General features: G+C 68.7%; 15 protein-coding genes. 8 read left to right on the forward strand and 7 right to left on the reverse strand.

Features of this window, described 5'->3' with window-relative positions; genetic code table 11:
• The first annotated feature begins 46 nt into the window (after nt 1–46).
• Together gbd and AC3RCE_RS14600 are read left to right on the forward strand one after the other, a co-directional pair.
• Nucleotides 47–1,183 (forward strand): 4-hydroxybutyrate dehydrogenase, encoded by a 1,137-nt coding sequence (gbd, locus tag AC3RCE_RS14595; protein WP_218294796.1) that lies wholly within the window; start codon nt 47–49, stop codon nt 1,181–1,183.
• 261 nt (nt 1,184–1,444) lie between these two features.
• Entirely contained in the window at nt 1,445–4,276 is a 2,832-nt protein-coding gene (locus AC3RCE_RS14600; RefSeq protein WP_492253332.1) for a bifunctional diguanylate cyclase/phosphodiesterase, read from the forward strand.
• 7 nt (nt 4,277–4,283) lie between these two features.
• Here AC3RCE_RS14600 and AC3RCE_RS14605 read toward each other — a convergent pair whose 3' ends face one another.
• The 3 genes from AC3RCE_RS14605 to AC3RCE_RS14615 form a co-directional block, all read right to left on the reverse strand.
• Entirely contained in the window at nt 4,284–5,483 is a 1,200-nt protein-coding gene (locus AC3RCE_RS14605; protein ID WP_492253333.1) for a patatin-like phospholipase family protein, read from the reverse strand.
• Between the two features lie 88 nt (nt 5,484–5,571).
• Nucleotides 5,572–6,399 (reverse strand): HDOD domain-containing protein, encoded by an 828-nt coding sequence (locus AC3RCE_RS14610; RefSeq protein WP_218294793.1) that lies wholly within the window; start codon nt 6,397–6,399, stop codon nt 5,572–5,574.
• A 60-nt stretch (nt 6,400–6,459) separates the two neighbouring features.
• Nucleotides 6,460–8,829: a Tex family protein gene (locus AC3RCE_RS14615; RefSeq protein ID WP_492253334.1), complete on the reverse strand. Its 2,370-nt coding sequence runs from the start codon at nt 8,827–8,829 to the stop codon at nt 6,460–6,462.
• 312 nt (nt 8,830–9,141) lie between these two features.
• Here AC3RCE_RS14615 and AC3RCE_RS14620 point away from each other — a divergent pair, with 312 nt between their 5' ends.
• The 6 genes from AC3RCE_RS14620 to AC3RCE_RS14645 all read left to right on the forward strand — a co-directional run bounded on the left by AC3RCE_RS14620 (nt 9,142) and on the right by AC3RCE_RS14645 (nt 14,828).
• Nucleotides 9,142–10,875 carry an IPTL-CTERM sorting domain-containing protein gene (locus AC3RCE_RS14620; protein ID WP_492253335.1) on the forward strand — a complete coding sequence of 578 codons (1,734 nt, stop codon included), beginning with the start codon at nt 9,142–9,144 and terminating at the stop codon, nt 10,873–10,875.
• A gap of 285 nt (nt 10,876–11,160) precedes the next feature.
• Nucleotides 11,161–11,571 carry a hypothetical protein gene (locus tag AC3RCE_RS14625; RefSeq protein ID WP_218294790.1) on the forward strand — a complete coding sequence of 137 codons (411 nt, stop codon included), beginning with the start codon at nt 11,161–11,163 and terminating at the stop codon, nt 11,569–11,571.
• Nucleotides 11,572–11,628: 57 nt separating this feature from the next.
• A complete protein-coding gene (locus tag AC3RCE_RS14630; RefSeq protein ID WP_218294789.1) occupies nt 11,629–12,738 on the forward strand; it encodes a DUF72 domain-containing protein in 1,110 nt (369 codons plus the stop codon).
• A gap of 95 nt (nt 12,739–12,833) precedes the next feature.
• Nucleotides 12,834–13,118: a hypothetical protein gene (locus AC3RCE_RS14635; RefSeq protein ID WP_218294788.1), complete on the forward strand. Its 285-nt coding sequence runs from the start codon at nt 12,834–12,836 to the stop codon at nt 13,116–13,118.
• Nucleotides 13,119–13,127: 9 nt separating this feature from the next.
• Entirely contained in the window at nt 13,128–13,895 is a 768-nt protein-coding gene (locus tag AC3RCE_RS14640; protein ID WP_492253336.1) for a histidine phosphatase family protein, read from the forward strand.
• Between the two features lie 9 nt (nt 13,896–13,904).
• A complete protein-coding gene (locus AC3RCE_RS14645; protein ID WP_492245362.1) occupies nt 13,905–14,828 on the forward strand; it encodes an NAD(P)H-hydrate dehydratase in 924 nt (307 codons plus the stop codon).
• 96 nt (nt 14,829–14,924) lie between these two features.
• On the opposite strand, the gene AC3RCE_RS14650 is transcribed toward AC3RCE_RS14645, so the two are convergent.
• The 4 genes from AC3RCE_RS14650 to AC3RCE_RS14665 form a co-directional block, all read right to left on the reverse strand.
• Nucleotides 14,925–16,142, reverse strand: coding sequence for a multidrug effflux MFS transporter (locus tag AC3RCE_RS14650; protein WP_218294786.1), 1,218 nt, complete (start codon nt 16,140–16,142; stop codon nt 14,925–14,927).
• A gap of 115 nt (nt 16,143–16,257) precedes the next feature.
• A complete protein-coding gene (locus tag AC3RCE_RS14655; RefSeq protein ID WP_218294785.1) occupies nt 16,258–17,301 on the reverse strand; it encodes a diguanylate cyclase in 1,044 nt (347 codons plus the stop codon).
• 133 nt (nt 17,302–17,434) lie between these two features.
• On the reverse strand, nt 17,435–18,715 hold the full coding sequence (locus AC3RCE_RS14660; protein ID WP_492253337.1) for a TRAP transporter large permease: 1,281 nt from the start codon (nt 18,713–18,715) through the stop codon (nt 17,435–17,437).
• On the reverse strand, nt 18,712–19,290 hold the full coding sequence (locus tag AC3RCE_RS14665) for a TRAP transporter small permease (protein WP_492253338.1): 579 nt from the start codon (nt 19,288–19,290) through the stop codon (nt 18,712–18,714). The genes AC3RCE_RS14660 and AC3RCE_RS14665 overlap by 4 nt, the downstream gene beginning before the upstream one ends.
• Between the last annotated feature and the right edge of the window lie 188 nt (nt 19,291–19,478).

A 19,478-nucleotide genomic window follows, 5' to 3' on the forward strand; every position in this document is an offset into this window, starting at 1 on the left:
TTGTAGAGTCTTTGCAGCAATCGTAAACGTAACTTCCACCTTCACCATGGCTTTCATCTACTACGTCACCCAGATCCAGTTCGAGTTCGGCGCGGTCAAGCTGCTGCGGCAGGAATGCGAGCGCGTCGGCATCACACGCCCCCTGCTCGTGACGGACCCCGGCGTGAAGGCCGCTGGTGTCCTGCAAAAGGCGCTGGACGCCCTGCCTGGCATGACCGTGGCGGTGTTCGACCAGACGCCCTCCAACCCCACCGAGGCCGCCGTGCGCGCCGCCGTGGCGATCTACCAGGCCGAGGGCTGCGACGGCCTGATCGCCGTGGGCGGCGGCTCGGCCATCGACTGCGCCAAGGGCATCGCGATCGCCGCCACGCACGACGGGCCGCTCACGCACTACGCCACCATCGAAGGCGGCTCGCCCCGCATCACCGAGCGCGCCGCGCCGCTGATCGCGGTGCCCACCACCAGCGGCACCGGCAGCGAGGTGGCGCGCGGCGCCATCATCATCGTGGACGACCACCGCAAGCTCGGGTTCCACTCGTGGAACCTGGTGCCCAAGACCGCCATCTGCGACCCCGAGCTCACGCTGGGCCTGCCGCCCATGCTGACCGCCGCCACGGGCATGGACGCGATCGCCCACTGCATGGAAACCTTCATGTCGGCCGCCTTCAACCCGCCGGCCGACGGCATTGCCCTGGACGGCCTCACGCGTGGCTGGGCCCACATCGAGCCGGCCACGCGCAACGGCAGCGACCGCGAGGCGCGCCTGCACATGATGAGCGCGAGCATGCAGGGCGCCATGGCCTTCCAGAAGGGACTGGGCGCCGTGCACTCGCTCAGCCACAGCCTGGGTGGCGTGAACCCGCGCCTGCACCATGGCACGCTCAACGCCATGTTCCTGCCCGCCGTGGTCCGGTTCAATGCCGGGGCCGAATCGGTGCGCAACGAAAAACGCCTGGAGCGCATGGCCCACGCCATGGGGCTGGGCGCGGCGGGCGACATCCCCGAGGCCATCCGCGACATGAACGCCCGCCTGGGCCTGCCCACGGGCCTTGCCGCCATGGGCGTGACCGAAGGCATGTTCGACGACATCATCAGGGGCGCGCTGGCCGACCACTGCCACAAGACCAACCCCCGCATCGCCACGCCCGAGGAGTACCGCGAGATCCTGAGCCAGTCGCTGTAGGGCCAGCTCCCGTCCCCCCGGCTTTTCACCAGCCCCCCCGCCGCGCCTGCCCCGCTGGCGCGGCGCGCGGCCAGCGGGCGGCGGCCCCCCTCGCCGTGCCCGCGCGCCCGCAACACACCCCCAGCCTTCCCCCTGGCGAAGCCCGGCGGGATTGCGCTACCCCGGGTGCCGCACACCCCCTGCCCACACGCTAGACTCCGGTCGGTCAACAATTAATTAACAATTCATTACCCTGGGGTTTTGGGGGGAGGGCCACGACCGATGCGCACCGGAAATCTCAGTACCTGGCTCCTGCGGGGCACCTATCCCCGGCTGTACGTTCCGATTGTCCTGATCATCCTGCTGGTCAGCGCCGTGCGCTACCACTACCTGGTGGCCGCGGAAACCGACGAAGTCCGCCGCCATGCCGCCACCGAGCTGCGCCGGGCGGGCGATGCGCTGCTGCCCGGGGTGGCGGCCCTGCCCGCTTCGGAGCACGAAGCCCAGGCCACGCTTTTGCATGAAGGGGTCGCCCGCTTCGGGCCGGGCGTCCAGTCGGTGAAATGGCAGGTGGGCGGCGGACCCGTCATCGATGTCCAGGCGCCGCCCCTGCGCGCATCGGCCCCGGGATGGTTCTCAGAGTGGGTGCACATCGCGCCGCCCACGCAGCAGTTCGGGCAGGCCGTGCCCGGAGGCCAGACCGGACGGCTGACGGTGACGCTGCAATCCGCGCCCCTCGTGGGCCAGATCTGGAGCACCGTCGTGGTGCAGCTGCGCATCTCGGCGCTCAATATCTTCACGATCCTGTTCCTGCTCACGCTGCTGCTGCGGGCCAATGCGCGCATGCTGCGGCGGCTGGCCGAAGCCACGGACGCGTTCCGCCACGGCCATCTGGACACGCGCATGGAAGTGACCGGCACGCTCGAATCACGCGCCATGGCGGCCACCTTCAACGACATGGCCGGCAAGGTCCAGTCGCTCGTGCTGTCGCTGCGCGAAACCCAGCACCTGCAAAGCGAGCAGCTGCATTTCACGCGCCAGCTGATCGACGCGCTGCCCCTGCCCGTCTTCGTGCGGGACGCCAATGGCGCCTACCTGGAAGTCAACCGGGCCTGGCAACGGCTCTTTCACACGCCCGCCAGCACGGGCACGGCCCCCGCATCCCCCCCGGCGTACCCCGAAGAGCTGGCGCCCGCGCGCTCCGCGCAGATCGCGCAGGCGCAGGACAACGAGATCCGCATCCACCCCGCCAACCACCAGCCGCCCCGGGACATGGCCTACTACGAAGCCCCGTTCACCACCACCCGGGGCACACTGGCCGGCACCATCGGCACGCTGGTCGACGTGACCGAACGCAAGCGCGCGCAGGAGGCCCTGCGCGCCGAGAAGGAGCGTGCCGAGGTCACGCTCGCCTCCATCGGCGACGGCGTGATCACCACCGACCTGGCCGGCTGCATCGAGACCATCAACGAAGCCGCGCAGCTCATGACCGGCTTCACGGCGGACCAGGCCCTGGGCCGTCAGCTGGACGACGTGTTCCGGCTGTACCAGGAGCTCGCGAGCCGCAATGCCAGCTCGGCCGCGGAGCGCGAGACCGTGCCGGGCGCCCTCCACCAGGTCGCGCACGAGGTGCTGATCCACCGCTCCGGCGAGCGCTACGCCATCGAGTACACCGCGTCGGCGATCCGCAAGGGCGACGGCACGGCCGTGGGCTGCGTGCTGGTGTTCCGCGACGTGACCGAGACGCGCAACCTGCGCCACCAGATCTCGTGGCATGCCCGCCACGATGCGCTCACAGGCCTGTACAACCGGACGGCGCTGGCCGAGCGCCTCACGCACGCGATCTTCGTCGCCCGGCAGAAGGGCCTGCTGCTGGCCGTGTGCATGCTCGACCTGGACCATTTCCAGGCCGTGAACGACACCCACGGCAACCGTGTGGGCGACCGGCTGCTCAAGGAAACCGCGCGGCGCCTGGGCGCGTTCATCACGCCCCAGGACGCGGTGGCGCGCATGGGGGGCGACGAGTTCGTGCTGCTGCTGGGCGAGCTGCCGGACGTGCCCGCCATCGAGGCCCGCGTGGGCGTGCTCATGCAGCAGCTGGCCGCCCCCTACGCCATCGACGACCGCGTGCTGCACACCACCGTGAGCGTGGGCGTGGCCGTGTTCCCGCAGGACGACGCCAACCCCGACACCCTGCTGCGCCACGCCGACCAGGCCATGTGCCAGGCCAAGGGCTTCGGCCGCAACCAGATGCACGTGTTCGACGTGCAGCTGGACCATGCCGTGCAGACCCAGCACACCCGCCAGACCCGCGTGGCCCAGGCCCTGCACGCGGGCGAGCTGGTGCTGCACTACCAGCCCAAGGTGCACCTGCGCACCGGCGAGATCCTGGGACTGGAGGCCCTGCTGCGCTGGCAGCATCCCGACCACGGCCTGCTGGGCCCGCAGCATGTGCTGCCGCTGATCGAGGACGCAGAGCTGGAGGTGGAACTGGGCGAATGGGTGCTGCGCCAGGCCCTGGCGCAGATGCGGCAATGGACCGATGCCGGCATGCAGTGGGAGGTGAGCGTGAACATCTCCGCGCCGCACTTCCACCGGCCCAACTTCGTCGAGCGGCTCAAGGACATCCTGCACACCTGCCCGGAGGTCTCGCCCACCCGCCTGGAACTGGAAATCCTGGAATCCGCGGCCCTGCAGGACATGCAGTACATGCGCCAGATGATGCAGAACTGCCAGCTGCTGGGCGTGCGCTTCGCCCTGGACGACTTCGGCACCGGCTTCTCCTCGCTGTCCTACCTCAAGCGCCTGCCGGCCGAGACCATCAAGATCGACCAGTCATTCGTGCGCGGCATCCTGGAAGACGGCGACGACCTCACGCTCGTGGGAGCCATCGTCGCGCTCGCCACGGCCTTTCAGCGGCACGTGGTCGCGGAAGGGGTGGAGACCGCCGAGCAGGCCGCACGGCTGCTGGAGCTGGGCTGCGAGCGTGCCCAGGGCTTTGGCATCGCCCGGCCCATGCCCGCGCACGAGGTACTGACCTGGGCACGGCAACACACGGCCCGCCACGCGGCCCGGGCCGTGCAGGATGCGGCACGGCGGCCTGCAGCGACCTGAGCGGCCCCTACAGCGGGTGCACGGCGTTCATGTCCGGCCGCGCCAGCCACGCCTGCCACTCGTCCACCAGCTGCTGGCTGGCCCGCGTGGCCGCCAGCCAGGCCTTGGCGCGCGCGGCGCTGTCGGCACCGTAGTGCGTGAAGTCGTTGCGGTCGGGCAGCTTGGCGTTGGGCAAGCTGCGCACCCAGTCGGGGCTGGGCGACAGCACCACCATGTTGTCCAGCGCAGGCGTGGAGCGGTGGCGCCACTTGAGTCCCTTGTCCAGCCAGCCGGGCACCACGCGGTGCTGGAAATGCGGGTACAGCACCAGGCCGGGCGAGACCACGGGGGCAGAATTCAAGTCTTTTTGGCCGCCAGCGCTTGATGGATAAGCGCCACAAGCTATCAATTCAATAGCATCCTGTTTCTGCCGGCCGTAGGCCAGGTGCAGGTGGTAATCGGTGATGCCCCCGTCCCAATACGCCCCACGGGGCGCACCCGGAATGTTGTGCACCGCCTGTAGCACAAACGGGATCGAGCAGCTGGCCTGCAGCGCCTGCATGAAGTTGCCGTTGCTGAGCAGCACCTGCCGCGTGCGGTAGTCCGAGGTGCCAAAGGGCAATGCAGCACACGCAGCCCCCGCCCCCTCGGCGGAGGTACTGGACGCATCGGACGAGGAGAACACCACCCGTTCCAGCCACGCCCCCATCGCCTTGCGGTGCACCGTGTTCGTCAGAAAGGCGCCCAGATAGCCCAGCGGCGTGGCCACGCGGTGCTCGCGGCCCAGCAGGTGCCGCCCCCGCGAGGTGACGATGTGCAGGCGGTAGCGCGGGTGGTTCAGCACCTCGTCGATACGCCCGCCATAGAACGCCTGCAGGTTCTGGCCAAACCGCTCGCTCACGTGGGCCGCCGACGGGCGCTTCTTGCCGGACGGCAGGTCGTAGTCCTGGTGGATGTAGTCGTGCTCCAGCCGCTCGAAGGCCGCCACCGGCTGCTGCAGGCAGGCCGTGGCCATGCGCCAGGCGCCGATCGACGCGCCCACCAGGTCCACCGGCTGGCGCGACTGGGCCAGCCATTCGCCGAAGATGAAGCGGTCCAGGGGGCCCAGGATGAGCCCCTTGGGGCCACCGGCCGCCGCGGGGATCACGCCCACGTCGCCCGGCCGCAGGCCGTGGTTTTCAAGGTGCTGCCGGGCGCGGGGGCCGGCATGGATGCGCAGGGCTTTCATGGACGGCATTGTCGCAAAGCACCGCGCCCCGGCGTGTCGCGCAAGGTGCCCGGGCCGGGCGCAAGCACCCCGGTTCGCAAACCCGCCGTCAGACCACGTAGTCGGCGGCCTCGGGCCGGGCCGTCCAGTCGATGGGGTCCTGCTGCAGCACCATGTCGATGTCCAGCCCCAGGGTCAGGCCGACCTCGCCGGGGAACGATACGGCCATCTCCTTCTCGCCCAGCTCCGCCTCGCGGGCCCGCGCGCGCCAGGAGGCCAGGTGGATCACTCCCGCCAGGGGCTCGTAGGCGTTGTTGTCGAACGGCACGCTCTGGTGCTGCAGCGCATCGACCACCACCTCGGGAAGCTGCCAGCGGCGCGCCAGCCCGGCCGTCACATGGCCATAGCAGTAGCCGAAGATGCGCTGCTCGATCTTGCCGCGCCGCAGATCGAATGGCGCCACCAGCGTGTTGACCGACTGCGCCTTTTCCGGGTCGGCCAGGTGAATGACCAGCTCGCCCAGCGCGTGCAGCAAGCCCGCGGTGTATGCGGCGATCTGGTCCTGCTGCGCGATACCCGCCAGCGACCGCGCCAGCTTGGCCGTGTTGAGGCTGTAGCGCCAGAACTGCTGCATGTTCACTCCGGGCACCGAGCGGGAGGTGGTGCCCAGCGGTGCCGAATTGACCAGCGAGCGCACCTGGGCCGTGCCCAGCAGCGCCAGGGCCTCCGGGATGCCCGCGATCTGGCGCGGCAACTGGAAGGTGGGGGAATTGGCCAGCTCCAGCAGTCGCCCGGCCAGCGCCGGGTCCGTGCCAAAGAGCTGGTTCAGGCGCCGCAGGCTGGGCTCTTCATGGGCCAGTTCGCTCATCAGCAGCGCCACCGCACGCGGAAGGCTGGGCAGAGCCACTGGTTGTGCCAGCAATGCGTTCAACTCCATGGGGTCAGGCGCCAGAGTTTCGATTGCTGGCGATTATGGCCCCCATCACCCCCCAATCCGTCAACGGCCCTTCGCCTGTTGCAACTTGGCGAATGCCGACGCCATGGCCGACTGCTGCGCGGGCTCGGGGGCACGGCGCTGCGGCTGCGCGTAGCCCCGGCCAGCGCCCTCGAACCGGTTGTCGCGGGGCGCGCCCCGCTCCCCGCCCTGGCGCGGCGGTGCGGCATCGAGCTTCATCGACAGGCCGATGCGCTTGCGCTCCACATCCACCTCCATGACCTTGACCTTCACGATGTCGCCGGTCTTGACCACCTCGCGCGCGTCGTTCACGAACTTGTGCGCCAGCTGGCTCACGTGCACCAGGCCGTCCTGGTGCACCCCCAGGTCGATGAAGGCGCCGAACTGGGCCACGTTGCTCACCGTGCCCTCCAGGACCATGCCTTCCTTGAGGTCCTTGATGTCCTCCACGCCGTCGTTGAAGCGCGCCACCTTGAAGTCCGGGCGCGGGTCGCGGCCGGGCTTTTCCAGTTCGGACAGGATGTCCTTGACGGTGATCACACCAAATTTCTCGTTGGCGAACAGCTCGGGCTTCAGGGTCTTGAGCATGTCGGCGCGGCCCATGATCTCGGCCACGGGCTTGCCGGTCTTTTCCATGATCTGCTCGACCACCGGGTAGGTCTCGGGGTGCACCCCCGTCATGTCCAGCGGGTTGTCGCCGCCGCGGATGCGCAGGAAGCCCGCGCTCTGCTCGAAGGTCTTGGCGCCCAGGCCCGCCACGTCCATGAGCTGCTTGCGGCTCTTGAACGCGCCGTTGGCCTCGCGCCAGCGCACCACGGCCTTGGCCACGCTGCCCGACAGGCCCGACACGCGGCTCAATAGCGGCACGCTGGCCGTGTTCAGGTCCACGCCCACGGAGTTCACGCAGTCTTCCACCACCGTGCCCAGCGTGCGCGCCAGCTCGCTCTGGTTCACGTCGTGCTGGTACTGGCCCACGCCGATGCTCTTGGGGTCGATCTTCACCAGTTCGGCCAGCGGGTCCTGCAGGCGGCGGGCGATGGAGGCGGCGCCGCGCAAGCTCACGTCCACGTCGGGCATTTCCTGCGACGCGTATTCGCTGGCGGAGTAGACCGAGGCGCCGGCCTCGCTCACCACCACCTTTTCGATCACGCGGTCCACCTTGGCCGCCAGCTTGATGAGGTCGGCCGCCAGCTTGTCGGTCTCGCGGCTGGCCGTGCCGTTGCCGATGGCGATCAGGTTCACGCCGTGCTTCTCGGCCAGCTTGGCCAGGGTGTGCAAAGAACCTTCCCAGTCGCGGCGCGGCTCGTGCGGGAACACGGTGGCGGTCTCGACCAGCTTGCCCGTGGCATCGACCACGGCCACCTTCACGCCGGTGCGGATGCCGGGGTCCAGCCCCATCACCACGCGCGGGCCTGCAGGCGCCGCCAGCAGCAGGTCGCGCAGGTTGTCGGCAAACACCTTGATGGCGACCTTCTCGGCGTCGTCCCGCAGGCGGGCGAACAGATCGCGCTCGGTCGAGAGGCTCAGTTTCACGCGCCAGGTCCAGGCCACGCTCTTGCGGATCAGGTCGTCGGCCGGGCGGCCTGCATGGCTCCAGCCCAGGTGCAGGGCGATCTTGCCTTCGGCCAGGCTGGGCTTGCCGGGCTCGGGCTCCACGGGCAGCACCAGCTTGGCTTCCAGGATCTCCAGCCCCCGGCCGCGGAACACGGCCAGTGCGCGGTGCGACGGCACGCGGCCAATGGGTTCGTCGTATTCGAAATAGTCGCGGAACTTGGAGACCTCGGGGTCGTTCTCGTTCTTGCCCTCCACCTTCTTGCTGCGCAGCAGGCCCTCGGCCCAGAGCCATTCGCGCAGGTTCTGCACCAGCACGGCGTCTTCGGCCCAGCGTTCGGACAGGATGTCGCGCACGCCGTCGAGCACGGCCGGCACGGTCGAGAAATCGGCGCCCGTCTTGCCGTCGTCCAGCACTTCGGGCGGCCGCGTGAAGGCCGCGGCCTCGGTCGTCGGGTCCAGCGTGGGGTCGGCAAACAGCTTGTCCGCCAGCGGCTCGATGCCGAACTCGCGGGCCATCTGGCCCTTGGTGCGGCGCTTTTGCTTGAAGGGCAGGTAGATGTCCTCCAGCTCCTGCTTGGTGGGCGCCTGTGCAATGGCCAGGCGCAGGGCATCGGTCAGCTTGCCCTGCTCGTCGATGCTCTTGAGCACGGCGGCGCGGCGGTCTTCCAGTTCGCGCAGGTACGACAGGCGCGCTTCGAGTTCGCGCAGCTGGATGTCGTCCAGCCCGCCGGTCACTTCCTTGCGGTAGCGCGCGATGAACGGCACCGTGGCGCCGCCATCGAGCAGCTCCACCGCTGCGCGCACCTGGGATTCACTGACTTTGATTTCTGCGGCCAACTGCCGGACGATCTGCTGCATGGGTGGGCGAACTCTCTGAGACTCAATCAAACAAAACGCGAAGCGCGCGAGTTTGCCACAGGGATTCTTGGCAGCAAGAGTGCAGAAGCCCGGATGGATCACCCGCAGTGACAGCCAAAAAGTACAGGGAGGATTGACAGCACTGTAGCGGGCTGCGTTCTGGCCTTCACCTATTGCGCAGCCTGCAGATAAAGCGCACTCTGTAACAGTTCCGTAAATATTTGCTTTTGTACGTGACCAGGCAGACAGCCTCCCTTCTCATTTACACATCCACTTACGGCCCCACGCCACGCACTTTGTGCCGGAGGATGTATGAGACTCGACGAACTGGTCCGGAATTTCCTTTCATTGGCGCGCCGTCGCTCCAGTGCGATGGCCTGTATCCTGCTTTGCATCGCGGCGCCACAGGCTTCTGCATTGATCGTCGGGGAATTCCGATTGCGCGGCCCCGCTGGTGCCAACGATGAATTCATCAAGCTCTATAACGAAACCGCTTCACCATTGACGGTGTTGGCCACCGGTACGGGCACCGGGTATGGCGTTGCGGCATCGGATGGCCTACTGCGGTGCTCCGTCCCGAATGGCACGATCATCCCTGCCTATGGACACTACCTGTGCGTCAACAGCGCTACCTACTCCATCGGTGGCTACCCCGCCGGCAATGGCACTACCGCCACAGGCGACGCAACCTACGTCACGGACATTCCCGACAATGCCGGGATTGCACTGTTCAACAGCAATACCCCCGCCGAGTTCTTGCTGGCCAACCGCCTGGATGCCGTAGGCTCCACGTCTGAGGCCAATACGCTGTACAAGGAAGGCACTGGTTATCCCGCACTAACTCCCTTCTCCATCAACTACGCGTTCACCCGCGATATCTGCGGAAAACAGGGTTCCATCGCGACATTTACCGCATGCTTGGCTACCGGAGTAGCGCTGGACACCGACAACAACGCCGTCGATTTCTATTTTGTGGACACCAACGGCACATCGGCGGGGGCCGGACAGCGGCTGGGGGCACCATCACCCTCGAACCTGAGTAGCCCCGTCATCGGCAGCATTGTCAGCCCCGCCTTGCTCGACCCTTGTGTGGCCGCGCCCGCACCGCCCAATTCAGTGCGCGATTTCACAAGCGATCCGGCCAACAACTCCACCTTTGGCACGCTGGACGTCCGCCGGACCTTCACCAATACGAGCGGAGGCGACCTGACGCGGCTGCGCTTCAAGATCATTGACCTGACGACGTTCCCCGCTCCTTCCGGTATTGCTGATCTGCGCCCCCGCACATCTTCGAGTGTGGTGGTCACCGTAGACCGCGCTCCTTGCGGCTCCGGCACGAGCAACGTGACCGTGGAAGGTACCACGCTGGAACAGCCCCCTTCCCAAACCAACGGCGGTGGTTTCAACTCCACCATGTCCGCCGGGGCCGTGACCTTGGGAACCCCCCTGGCCGCGGGCGCCTCCATCGACCTCCGGTTCCTGATGGGGATCCAGCAAACCGGTCGCTACCGACTGGGTCTTGTCATCGAAGGACTGCCCCAAGGCGGGGGCGTGTTTGCATTGGCAGGTTGCACGGACAGCGGTCCTGGATGTGTTGAAGTGCAGTCCATTGTGCGGACCGATCCCGACCCCACCGCGGCGGCATCCGTCAACTACACGGTAACGTTCACTCAACCGGTCACCGGGGTCGGTGCTTCGGATTTCGTGCTGACATCGACCGGAACCATTGCAGGTGCATCGGTGACGGGTGTCAGCGGTTCAGGAGCCGTCTACACGGTCACTGTCAATACCGGAACAGGCAGCGGCACCTTGAGATTGGATGTGGTGGACGACGATTCCATCGTCGGCCCTGTCCCGGCCAATTCGCCTCTCGGCGGTGCGGGCGCGGGCACGGGCAACTTCACTACCGGCGAGTCTTACACCCTCACCCGTGGCGGCGCGGTGGTCAGCAACATCCCCACCCTGAGCGAGTACGGAATGATGCTGCTGGGCCTGGCCCTGATGGGCGGGGTGTGGCTACAGCGCAAGCGGGGCAACCTTCGCTGACCCGGGTCTCTCTCACGAGAGGCTGATGCATCGACATTGAACAGACCGGCGCGCCCTCGAGGCGCGCCGGTCGTTTCTGGCAACGGTGCGCAAGCGCTGGAGCGGTAGCGTCCCCCGGGCGCGCAGGCGCGGCAGGGCACGGCCATCACCGAAAGCGGACACCGGCAAAGGGCGAGGCTCCACCCGGTGCGGGCACAGCAACGGCCCGAAGAAGTACCACGCCGCGAACGCCCGCACCGCCGCTCTTAGAATGTGCCGGGCCACCAAGCCACCCCAAGCACACGCATGGACGCCGCCCCTCTTGCCTTCCCCATCCGCACCGAATGCCCTCCCGGCACCTGCGTGTGCGGCCGGGATGCACTGCTGGAGGCGCCGGGCGGGGATGTCCGCATCCTGCGCCTCACGCGCAATGAGGAAAAAAAACTGCTTGAGCGGCTGGAAAACCTCACCAGCCTGAGCGACCTGCGCCGCCTGCTGGGCCGCATGGAAGACCAGCTGGGCGTGCGCCTTTCCATCACCCCCAGCCCCCATGAGGTGCGCAGCCTGCGGGGCATTGCGATCCTGGTGCTGGAGCAGCCCGGCCTGTGCCGCAAGACCCGCCAGGCGATTCCCGCCGCGATCCGCAAGAGCATGGACCAGCACCCGGAAATCACCTACGAACTGCTGAACGAAGGTGGACTGTTCGCGGGCCTGTGACCTCCTCTGCGGCACCCCATTCCGGCTCGCGCCCGCCACACCATCCGCGTCCCTCACATGCAAGACGACCTTTTCGGCGGCCCGCCGGTGCCGCCCCCTCCCACCGACAAGGCCGCCGCCGCTGGCTTCGCGGCCGATGCAGATGAGCCCGCGGCGGCCAGGCCGCGCCGCACCGGGGTGCATCCGGCCCCCGGGCACGATGGTCTGCGCGCCCTGGCCGCCGCCCTCCCCCGCCAGCTGCGGCTGGGCACGTCGTCATGGACGTACCCCGGATGGAAGGGACTGGTGTGGGAAGGCGAGCATTCCGAGTCCATGCTCTCCAAGCAGGGGCTGGCGGTCTACGCCCAGCACCCGCTGCTGCGCACGGTGAGCATCGACCGCAGCTTCTACCGGCCGCTCACGGTGAGCCAGTACGAGCGCTATGCCGCGCAGGTGCCCGATGACTTCCGCTTCGTGGTGAAGGCGCCCAGCCTGGTGACCGACGCCCTCGTGCGCAGCGAGGACGGGCGGGGGCGCCAGCCCAATCCGGCTTTCCTCAGCCCCGAACTCGCCCTCAGTGAATTCGTGGAACCCGCGCTGCAGGGCCTGGGGCACAAGCTGGGGGCGCTGGTGTTCCAGATCAGCCCCCTGCCCCTGGCGCAGCTGGACCGCATGCACGAGCTGCTGGAGCGCCTGCGCGCCATGCTGTGTGCGCAGCCTGCGTTGCACCCCACCGCGCCGGACGGCGTGATGGCCGTGGAGGTGCGCGATCCCCAATGGCTCACCCCGCGCTTCGCGGCGGTGCTGCGCGAGGCCGGGGCCACCTACTGCCTGGGCCTGCACGCAAAGATGCCGCCGCTGCAGGAACAGCTGCCCATGCTGCGCGCGCTCTGGCCCGGTCCGCTGGTGTGCCGCTGGAATCTCCACCCCATCCACGGCCCCTATGGCTATGAAGACGCGGAAAAGAACTATGCGCCCTATGACCGGCTCCACCACCCCGACCCTGGCACGCGGGCCGCGCTGGCAAGCCTGATCGCGGGCGTCACCGGGCGGGGGCACAACGCCTTCGTGGCCATCAGCAACCATGCGGAAGGCTGCGCGCCGCGCACCGTGCAGGCGCTGGCCGAATGCGTGGCGGCCCAGCTTGGCGGCCCGGCGCCCGCCGCAGCGCCCAGCCCCGTGGTGTAGGACGCGGAGCACCCGCGCCAAAACCGTGCGCTGACACCGGGCGGCCTTACCCTGCGCGACGATGGCGGCATGCTGTCAACGTCAGGGCCCGTCACATGAACCTTCTTCAAAAACTCCGCGGCGTGCGCCAATGGGACGCCGAACGTGCCGGTTTTCCAGGCGAGCACTGGCTGGTGCTGGGTGCGGGCCTGCTGGTGCTGCGCGGCGCCAGCCGCAGCCGTGGCCTGGTGCGCCGCGCAGCGGGCCGGGCCCTGGGCAGCGCCCTCATCGCGCGCGCCGCATCGGGGCGCGACGGGGTGGCCGGCAAGCTGGCACGGGCGGCGGAAAAGGCCCCGGCGGCTGGCGCCGTGGGCAGGGCCCGCCTTCGCGCCCCTCGGTAGCCCGAGGCCATGGAAACACGCTGGCCCGCGCGGCTGTGGGTGGTGCGGCATGGACAAAGCGCCGGCAATGTCGCGCGCGACGCGGCCGAGGCGGCGGGGCTTCAGACCATCGACCTCGCATGGCGGGACATCGATGTGCCGCTGTCGGACCTGGGAACCGCGCAATCGGTGGCGCTGGGGGAATGGTTTGGACGCCAGCCCGTGGATGGGCAGCCGCAGGTCATCCTGTGCTCGCCCTACGTGCGCGCGCTGCAGACCGCCCGCCTGGTGGCGCGGCACAGCCGTCTGGAGCATGTCACCCTGCGGCTGGACGAGCGGCTGCGGGAAAAGGAGTTCGGCATCCTGGACCGGCTTACCAAGTTCGGCATCCAGCAGCAGCACGCCCAGCTGCATGAGCAACGCACCCACGTGGGCAAGTTCTACTTCAGGCCGCCCGGCGGTGAAAGCTGGTGCGACGTGATCCTGCGGCTGCGCAGCCTGCAGGAGATGGTCACGCGCGAATACGCGGGGCAACGGGTGCTGGTGGTCGCGCACCAGGTCATCGTCAACTGCATGCGCTACCTCATCGAGCAGATGGACGAGCAGCAGATCCTGGATATCGACCGCCAGGGCGACGTGCCCAACTGCGCGGTGACGATCTACCGCGCCCATGGGGCGCACGAGGGGCGCACCGACGAGGCCATGCAGTTGGTCCAGGCCAACTTCCTTGCCCCGCTGCGCGACGCGCGGACCCCGGTGACGCGGGAGCCCGACGCCGCCACCGCCCCCAAGCCCTGACGGCACGCCATGCCCCGCAACCCTACCTGGCCCCGGCCCAGAGCCCTGACCGAGGCACTGCTTCGGCGCTGGCCCCTGCCCCATCCCGGCGACGATGCGGACAAGGAAGCGCGCGGGCACGTGCTGGTGGTCGCGGGCAGCCATGAAATGCCCGGCGCGGCGCTGCTGGCGGCCGTCGCCGCGCTGCGTGCGGGGGCCGGTAAACTCACCGTGGCCGCACCGGAGCGCGTGGCGCAGGGCCTGGCACTGGCCATCCCCGAGGCGCGCGTGATGGGGCTTGCCGAGACGCGGGCCGGGGGTTTTGCCGCGCGCGACTGTGACCGGCTCGGGCCCCTGTCCGACCAGGTGAGCGCCGTGGTGCTGGGCCCCGGCATGCTGGACGAAGCCCGCAGCGTGGCCTTCGTGCGCACGATGCTGCCGCTGTTTCGCCGCAGCACGGTGGTGCTGGACGCCTACGCCATGTCGGCCGCAGTCGGCGCGGCGTTCGACCAGCCCGTCGTCATGACGCCCCACGCCGGGGAGATGGCCCACCTGACCGGTGCATCCAAGGACGCCGTGCTGGCCGACCCGCTGGCCGCCGCCCGGGCGGGCGCGCAACGCTGGGGCGCCTGCGTGGCGCTCAAGGGCAGCACCACCTGCATCGCGCAGCCCGACGGCTGTTCGTTGCGGTTTGCGGGCGGTACCCCGGGGCTGGCCACGTCGGGCTCGGGCGATACGCTGGCGGGCCTCATCGGCGGCCTGGCCGCGCGCGGCGCGCCGCCGCTGCATGCCACGGCCTGGGGCGTGCTCCTGCATGCACGCGCGGGCAGCGCGCTGGCGCGGGACCAGGGCACGCTGGGCTACCTGGCGCGCGAACTGTCGGCGCAGGTGCCTGCGCTGATCCATGCCCTGGGCCCGCGCGCCACCCCACGGCGCCATGCCGGGCCGAAGTGATCCACAGGGCTCGCCCGCATCACGCGGTTTGAACGAAAAAGGCCGCCTGCGCTGGATGCACAAGCGCAGAAAGCTATCAATTCAATAGCAATCAAGCTACGGCGCGTTGCCCTTGGCCAGCGGCCGTGCCGCGCGCTCGCCGCCCAGCGTGACCCAGGTCAGCACCAGGCCCAGGAGCGCGCCGCTGGCCATGCCCACCACCATGGGCAGCGGCTTGCCATTGGCGAACACACCGACCACGCCCATGGCGGCAGCGCCGATCAGCATCTGCAGCGTGCCCAGCAGCGCCGAGGCGGTACCCGCGATGGCGCCGTGCTCCTCCAGGGCGAGCACCGAGGTGGTGGGAATCACCAGGCCCATCAGGCCGCTGGCGACGAAATACAGGCCCAGCAGCACTTCCAGCCGGTCGCCGCCAGCCAGGTAGTAAGCCAGCATGGCCACCATCACGGCGCCCGCACCGGTGACCGCCACCTTGACAGTGGGCACCAGTCCAAAGCGGCGCCCCAGCCGAGCGGTGAACTGCGCGGCGGCAAAGAATGCGGCGGCATTCACCGAGAACGCCAGGCTGTACTGCACGGGCGTGAGGCCGTAGTGGTTGATCAGCACGAAGGGCGAGCCCGCCAGGTAGACAAAGAACCCCGCCATCGAGCAGCCCCCGATGAACACGAGGCCGAGGTAGTGCCCGTCGCGCAGGAGGAGCCAGTAGCCCGAGAGCGCGCCCGCCAGGCTGCTTTCGAGGCGCTCGGCTGCCGGCCGCGTTTCGCGCAGCCCCCGGGATACCAGCAGGAGGCCGGCGACCGCCGCCACCGCCACGGCCCAGAACACCCCGCGCCACCCCGTCAGCGCAATGACGCCACTGCCCGCCAACGGCGCCAGCAGCGGGGAAATGCTGAACACCAGCATCAGCAGCGACATGAGGCGCGCGGCCTCGGTGCCGGTGTGCAGGTCGCGCACCACGGCGCGGGGAATCGCCATGCCGGCAGCGGCGCCCAGCCCCTGCACGAAACGCAGGACCACCAGGGTCTGGATGTCGGTGGCGAGCGCACAGCCCACGCTCGCCAGCGTGAAAAGCAGCAGACCCACGTACAGCGGCGGCTTGCGGCCCACCATGTCCGACACCGGACCATAGAACAGCTGGCCAACGCCCAGCGAAATGAAGAACGCCGTCAGGCTCCACTGCACGGCGCCCACCTCCGCGCCCAGGCTCGCGCCGATCTCGGGCAGCGCCGGCAGGTACATGTCGATGGCAAAGGGGCCGATGGCCGACAGCAGGCCCAGGATCAGGGCCATCTTGAAGAAACGGGAAGCATGCATAGCAGGCCATTGTCACCAGTTTGGTGCAAGCCTGCGGGTTAACCCTGCAAAAACCCGCAACAGCGCGGCCGCCCCCGGTTGCGACGCAAGGCGCCGGGCCCGCGCGCGCTGCCTGTCAGCCCGCCCCGTCGGCCAGTTCGATCCGGTTGCGCCCGCCCTGCTTGGCGCGGTACATGGCGCGGTCGGCCAGGCGCACCAGCATCTCGGGCAACTCGTCGCGCTGCGGCTGCACGCTGGCCACCCCGAAGCTCACGGTGACGATGCCCAGCGGCGCCCCTTCGTGCGGCAGCGCCAGCTGATGGATCGCCTCCTGGATGTGGCGCGCCACATCGGCCGCGGCCTGCAGGTCGGAGCCGGGCAGCAGCACCACGAACTCCTCGCCGCCAAAACGCGCTGCCAGCTCGCCCTCGCGCCGCGCGCCCGTCTGCGCCAGCGTGAGGGCCAGCGCCTGCAGGCAGGCATCGCCCGCGAGGTGGCCATAGTGGTCGTTGAAGTGCTTGAACACATCCACGTCCAGCATGATGAGGGCCAGCGGCGTGCGGGCCCGCTGCGCGCGCGCCCATTCACGCGCCAGGGCATCGTCGAAGTGCCGGCGGTTGGCGATGCCCGTGAGGCCGTCGGTATTGCTCAGCAGCTCCAGGCGCTGATTGGCCTGCGCCAGGGCCTGGGTGCGCTCCTGCACCAGCGCCTCGAGTTCGCGGTTGCGCTGGCGCAGCTCCTCGATGGGGTACACCTCGCTGCCACGGGCCTTGCCGAACGGGATGGAGACGCTCACGTGCGCGATCTTCCAGTCGCCTCCCGCCTCCTGGCCGCCCTCGCGCCGGAACAGCACCACCTTGCGCGCGGTCTCGCGGGCAAACAGCGCGTCGGGAATGGGCAGGTGGATGTGGAAGAAGGCGGTGGCGGCAAGCAGGTCGGCCCCCAGGTCCTGCACGAAAAGCTCGACCATCTCGATGCCGATGCGCGCTGGAACCTGCGCGAAATCCTGCTGCGTCACCTCGATCCATCCGGCACGGGTCTTGATCAGCTGGTCGCTGCTGCCCGCGAAGCCGCTGAAATTCTCGCTGAAACGCGCCAGCAGCCGGGCATCGCGCGCGGCATACATCTCGATGTACTCATCGAAGAGCATGCGGGTCAGTCGCTCGCGTTCCGGTGACATGCGGTGGGTCCTTGTCGGGTGCTGGGGGGATGCGCCGCCGCGCGCGGCCCGCGCCAGCAGGCATGTTTTGAATGTAACACCCGCCCTGTCCCCGCGAAAACACGGAACTACCCTGCATCCTCCACGCCCCGCTTCAGCCGTGGAACCACTTCGCGGGCCAGGTCACCAGCCAGGGAAAGACCACCATGAGGAACATGATGGCGAACTCCGCGACCATGAACGGGACGACCCCCTTGGTCACATCGTCCATCGACATCCTGCCCACCCCCGCCACCACGTTGAGCACCGTGCCCACGGGCGGGGTGACGAGGCCGATGGAGTTGTTGATGATGAACATCACGCCGAAGTAGACCGGGTCGATCCCTGCCGCGTTGACCACCGGCATCAGCACGGGCGTGAGGATCAGGATGGTGGGCGTCATGTCCATGGCGGTACCCACCGCCATCACCAGCACCATGATGGCCGCCATGAGCAGGATCTTGTTGTCCATGAAGGGCTGCAGCAACCCCACCACCTTGGACGGCAGGTCCGCCACGGTGATGAGCCAGGCGCTGACCATGGCGGCGGCGATCAGGAACATCACGATGGCGCTGGTCTTGGCGGCGGCGACGAAGATGCCGTAGAGGTCGCGCCAGGTGATCTCGCGGTAGATCACTGCCGAGACGAAGAGCGCGTACACCGCCGCCACGACAGCCGCCTCGGTGGGCGTAAACACCCCCATGCGCAGGCCCACGAGGATGATCACCGGCAGCATCAGCGCCCAGAGGGCCTTGCGCAGGGCCGTGAGGATCTCGCCAGCGGACTTGCGCGGCGGCGGCACGATCTTCTCGCGCCGCACCAGGAAGGCCCAGGTGAGCCACAGCGCGGCGCCGATCAGGATGCCCGGCACGATGGCCGCGAGGAACAGCTTGGAGATCGACACATTGGCCGCCACCCCGAAGATCACGAGACCGATGCTGGGCGGGATCACCGGGCCGATGACGCCGGTGGCCGCGATCAGCCCGCCGGCACGCGACTTGTCGTGCCCGGCCTTGACCATCATGGGCAGCAGCAGCGCCGTGAGCGCCGCCGCATCGGCCACGGCCGAGCCCGACAGGGCCGACAGCAGGCAGCCGGCCATGATGGTCACATAGCCCAGCCCGCCCTTCACATGGCCCACCATCGCCAGGGCGAAGTCCACGATGCGGCGCGACAGGCCGCCCACGTTCATGATCTCGCCCGCCAGCATGAAGAAGGGCACGGCCAGCAGCGGAAAGCTGTCGGCCCCGCCGATCAGGTTCTGCGCCAGGATCTGCGCGTCGAACAGGTCCAGGTGCCACATCAGCGCCACGCCGCTGGCCAGCAGCGAGAACGCGATCGGGATGCCCATGGCCATGGCCAGCAGCAGCGATCCGACAAAGACGAAGATGGTCATCGCGCGGCCTCCTTGCCGCGCGGCGCATCGGTGGTGCCTGCCGAGCCCAGGATCTGCTGCAGCTGCACCGCCTCTTCGGACTCCTGCACCATCACCAGGTCCTCCTCGGCGATCTGGCCGCTGAGCAGCTTGTACAGGTCGATGGCCAGGATCAGCGCCGCGCAGACGGCGAACACCAGGCCCGCGCCGTAGACGATGGCCATGGACGCGCCCGTGGTCGGCGCCGTCACGTCCCAGTTGATGCGCGCCTGCGCCAGGCTGCCCTGGAACAGCAGCCAGACGATGTAGAGCATCACCCCATGGCCCAGGGCCAGGCAGATCTTCTTGCCCAGCGCGGGCAGGCGCTGCACCACCATGTCCACCCCCAGGTGGCCATGCTCGCGCAGCGCGACGATGGCACCGAGGAAGGTCATCCAGATGAAGAGCCAGCGCGACACTTCCTCCGACACGGTGATGCCCGAATTGAAGCCATAGCGCAGCACCACGTTGCCGAACACCAGCACCACCATCAGCGCGAGCAGGGCGGCGATCACCGCCTCCAGGCCGCGGCAGGCGCGGTCTATCCATCTATTCATGTTGCGTCCTAAAAAACACCCCCTGAGGCGCTTCGCGCCTCGGTGCCACCGCCAGAGGCGACGGCTCTTCGAGCACGTCCGACCCTGCGCAGGCAGGCTCGGAGCCTCGGCCCTCAGCCCCTCTCTCGTCTCGCTGCGCGAGTCGGGAAGGGGACGCCCCCAGTGCGGCGGGGCGGCCCTTGCACGGG

Source organism: Acidovorax sp. GW823-FHT05D11 (assembly GCF_058795695.1).

What these genes read in the sequence shown, in the direction of transcription:
- gbd (WP_218294796.1), top strand. Translation starts at nt 47, where the DNA reads ATGGCTTTCATCTACTACGTCACCCAGATCCAGTTCGAGTTCGGCGCG.
- AC3RCE_RS14600 (WP_492253332.1), top strand. Translation starts at nt 1,445, where the DNA reads ATGCGCACCGGAAATCTCAGTACCTGGCTCCTGCGGGGCACCTATCCC.
- AC3RCE_RS14605 (WP_492253333.1), bottom strand. Translation starts at nt 5,483, where the DNA reads ATGAAAGCCCTGCGCATCCATGCCGGCCCCCGCGCCCGGCAGCACCTT.
- AC3RCE_RS14610 (WP_218294793.1), bottom strand. Translation starts at nt 6,399, where the DNA reads ATGGAGTTGAACGCATTGCTGGCACAACCAGTGGCTCTGCCCAGCCTT.
- AC3RCE_RS14615 (WP_492253334.1), bottom strand. Translation starts at nt 8,829, where the DNA reads ATGCAGCAGATCGTCCGGCAGTTGGCCGCAGAAATCAAAGTCAGTGAA.
- AC3RCE_RS14620 (WP_492253335.1), top strand. Translation starts at nt 9,142, where the DNA reads ATGAGACTCGACGAACTGGTCCGGAATTTCCTTTCATTGGCGCGCCGT.
- AC3RCE_RS14625 (WP_218294790.1), top strand. Translation starts at nt 11,161, where the DNA reads ATGGACGCCGCCCCTCTTGCCTTCCCCATCCGCACCGAATGCCCTCCC.
- AC3RCE_RS14630 (WP_218294789.1), top strand. Translation starts at nt 11,629, where the DNA reads ATGCAAGACGACCTTTTCGGCGGCCCGCCGGTGCCGCCCCCTCCCACC.
- AC3RCE_RS14635 (WP_218294788.1), top strand. Translation starts at nt 12,834, where the DNA reads ATGAACCTTCTTCAAAAACTCCGCGGCGTGCGCCAATGGGACGCCGAA.
- AC3RCE_RS14640 (WP_492253336.1), top strand. Translation starts at nt 13,128, where the DNA reads ATGGAAACACGCTGGCCCGCGCGGCTGTGGGTGGTGCGGCATGGACAA.
- AC3RCE_RS14645 (WP_492245362.1), top strand. Translation starts at nt 13,905, where the DNA reads ATGCCCCGCAACCCTACCTGGCCCCGGCCCAGAGCCCTGACCGAGGCA.
- AC3RCE_RS14650 (WP_218294786.1), bottom strand. Translation starts at nt 16,142, where the DNA reads ATGCATGCTTCCCGTTTCTTCAAGATGGCCCTGATCCTGGGCCTGCTG.
- AC3RCE_RS14655 (WP_218294785.1), bottom strand. Translation starts at nt 17,301, where the DNA reads ATGTCACCGGAACGCGAGCGACTGACCCGCATGCTCTTCGATGAGTAC.
- AC3RCE_RS14660 (WP_492253337.1), bottom strand. Translation starts at nt 18,715, where the DNA reads ATGACCATCTTCGTCTTTGTCGGATCGCTGCTGCTGGCCATGGCCATG.
- AC3RCE_RS14665 (WP_492253338.1), bottom strand. Translation starts at nt 19,290, where the DNA reads ATGAATAGATGGATAGACCGCGCCTGCCGCGGCCTGGAGGCGGTGATC.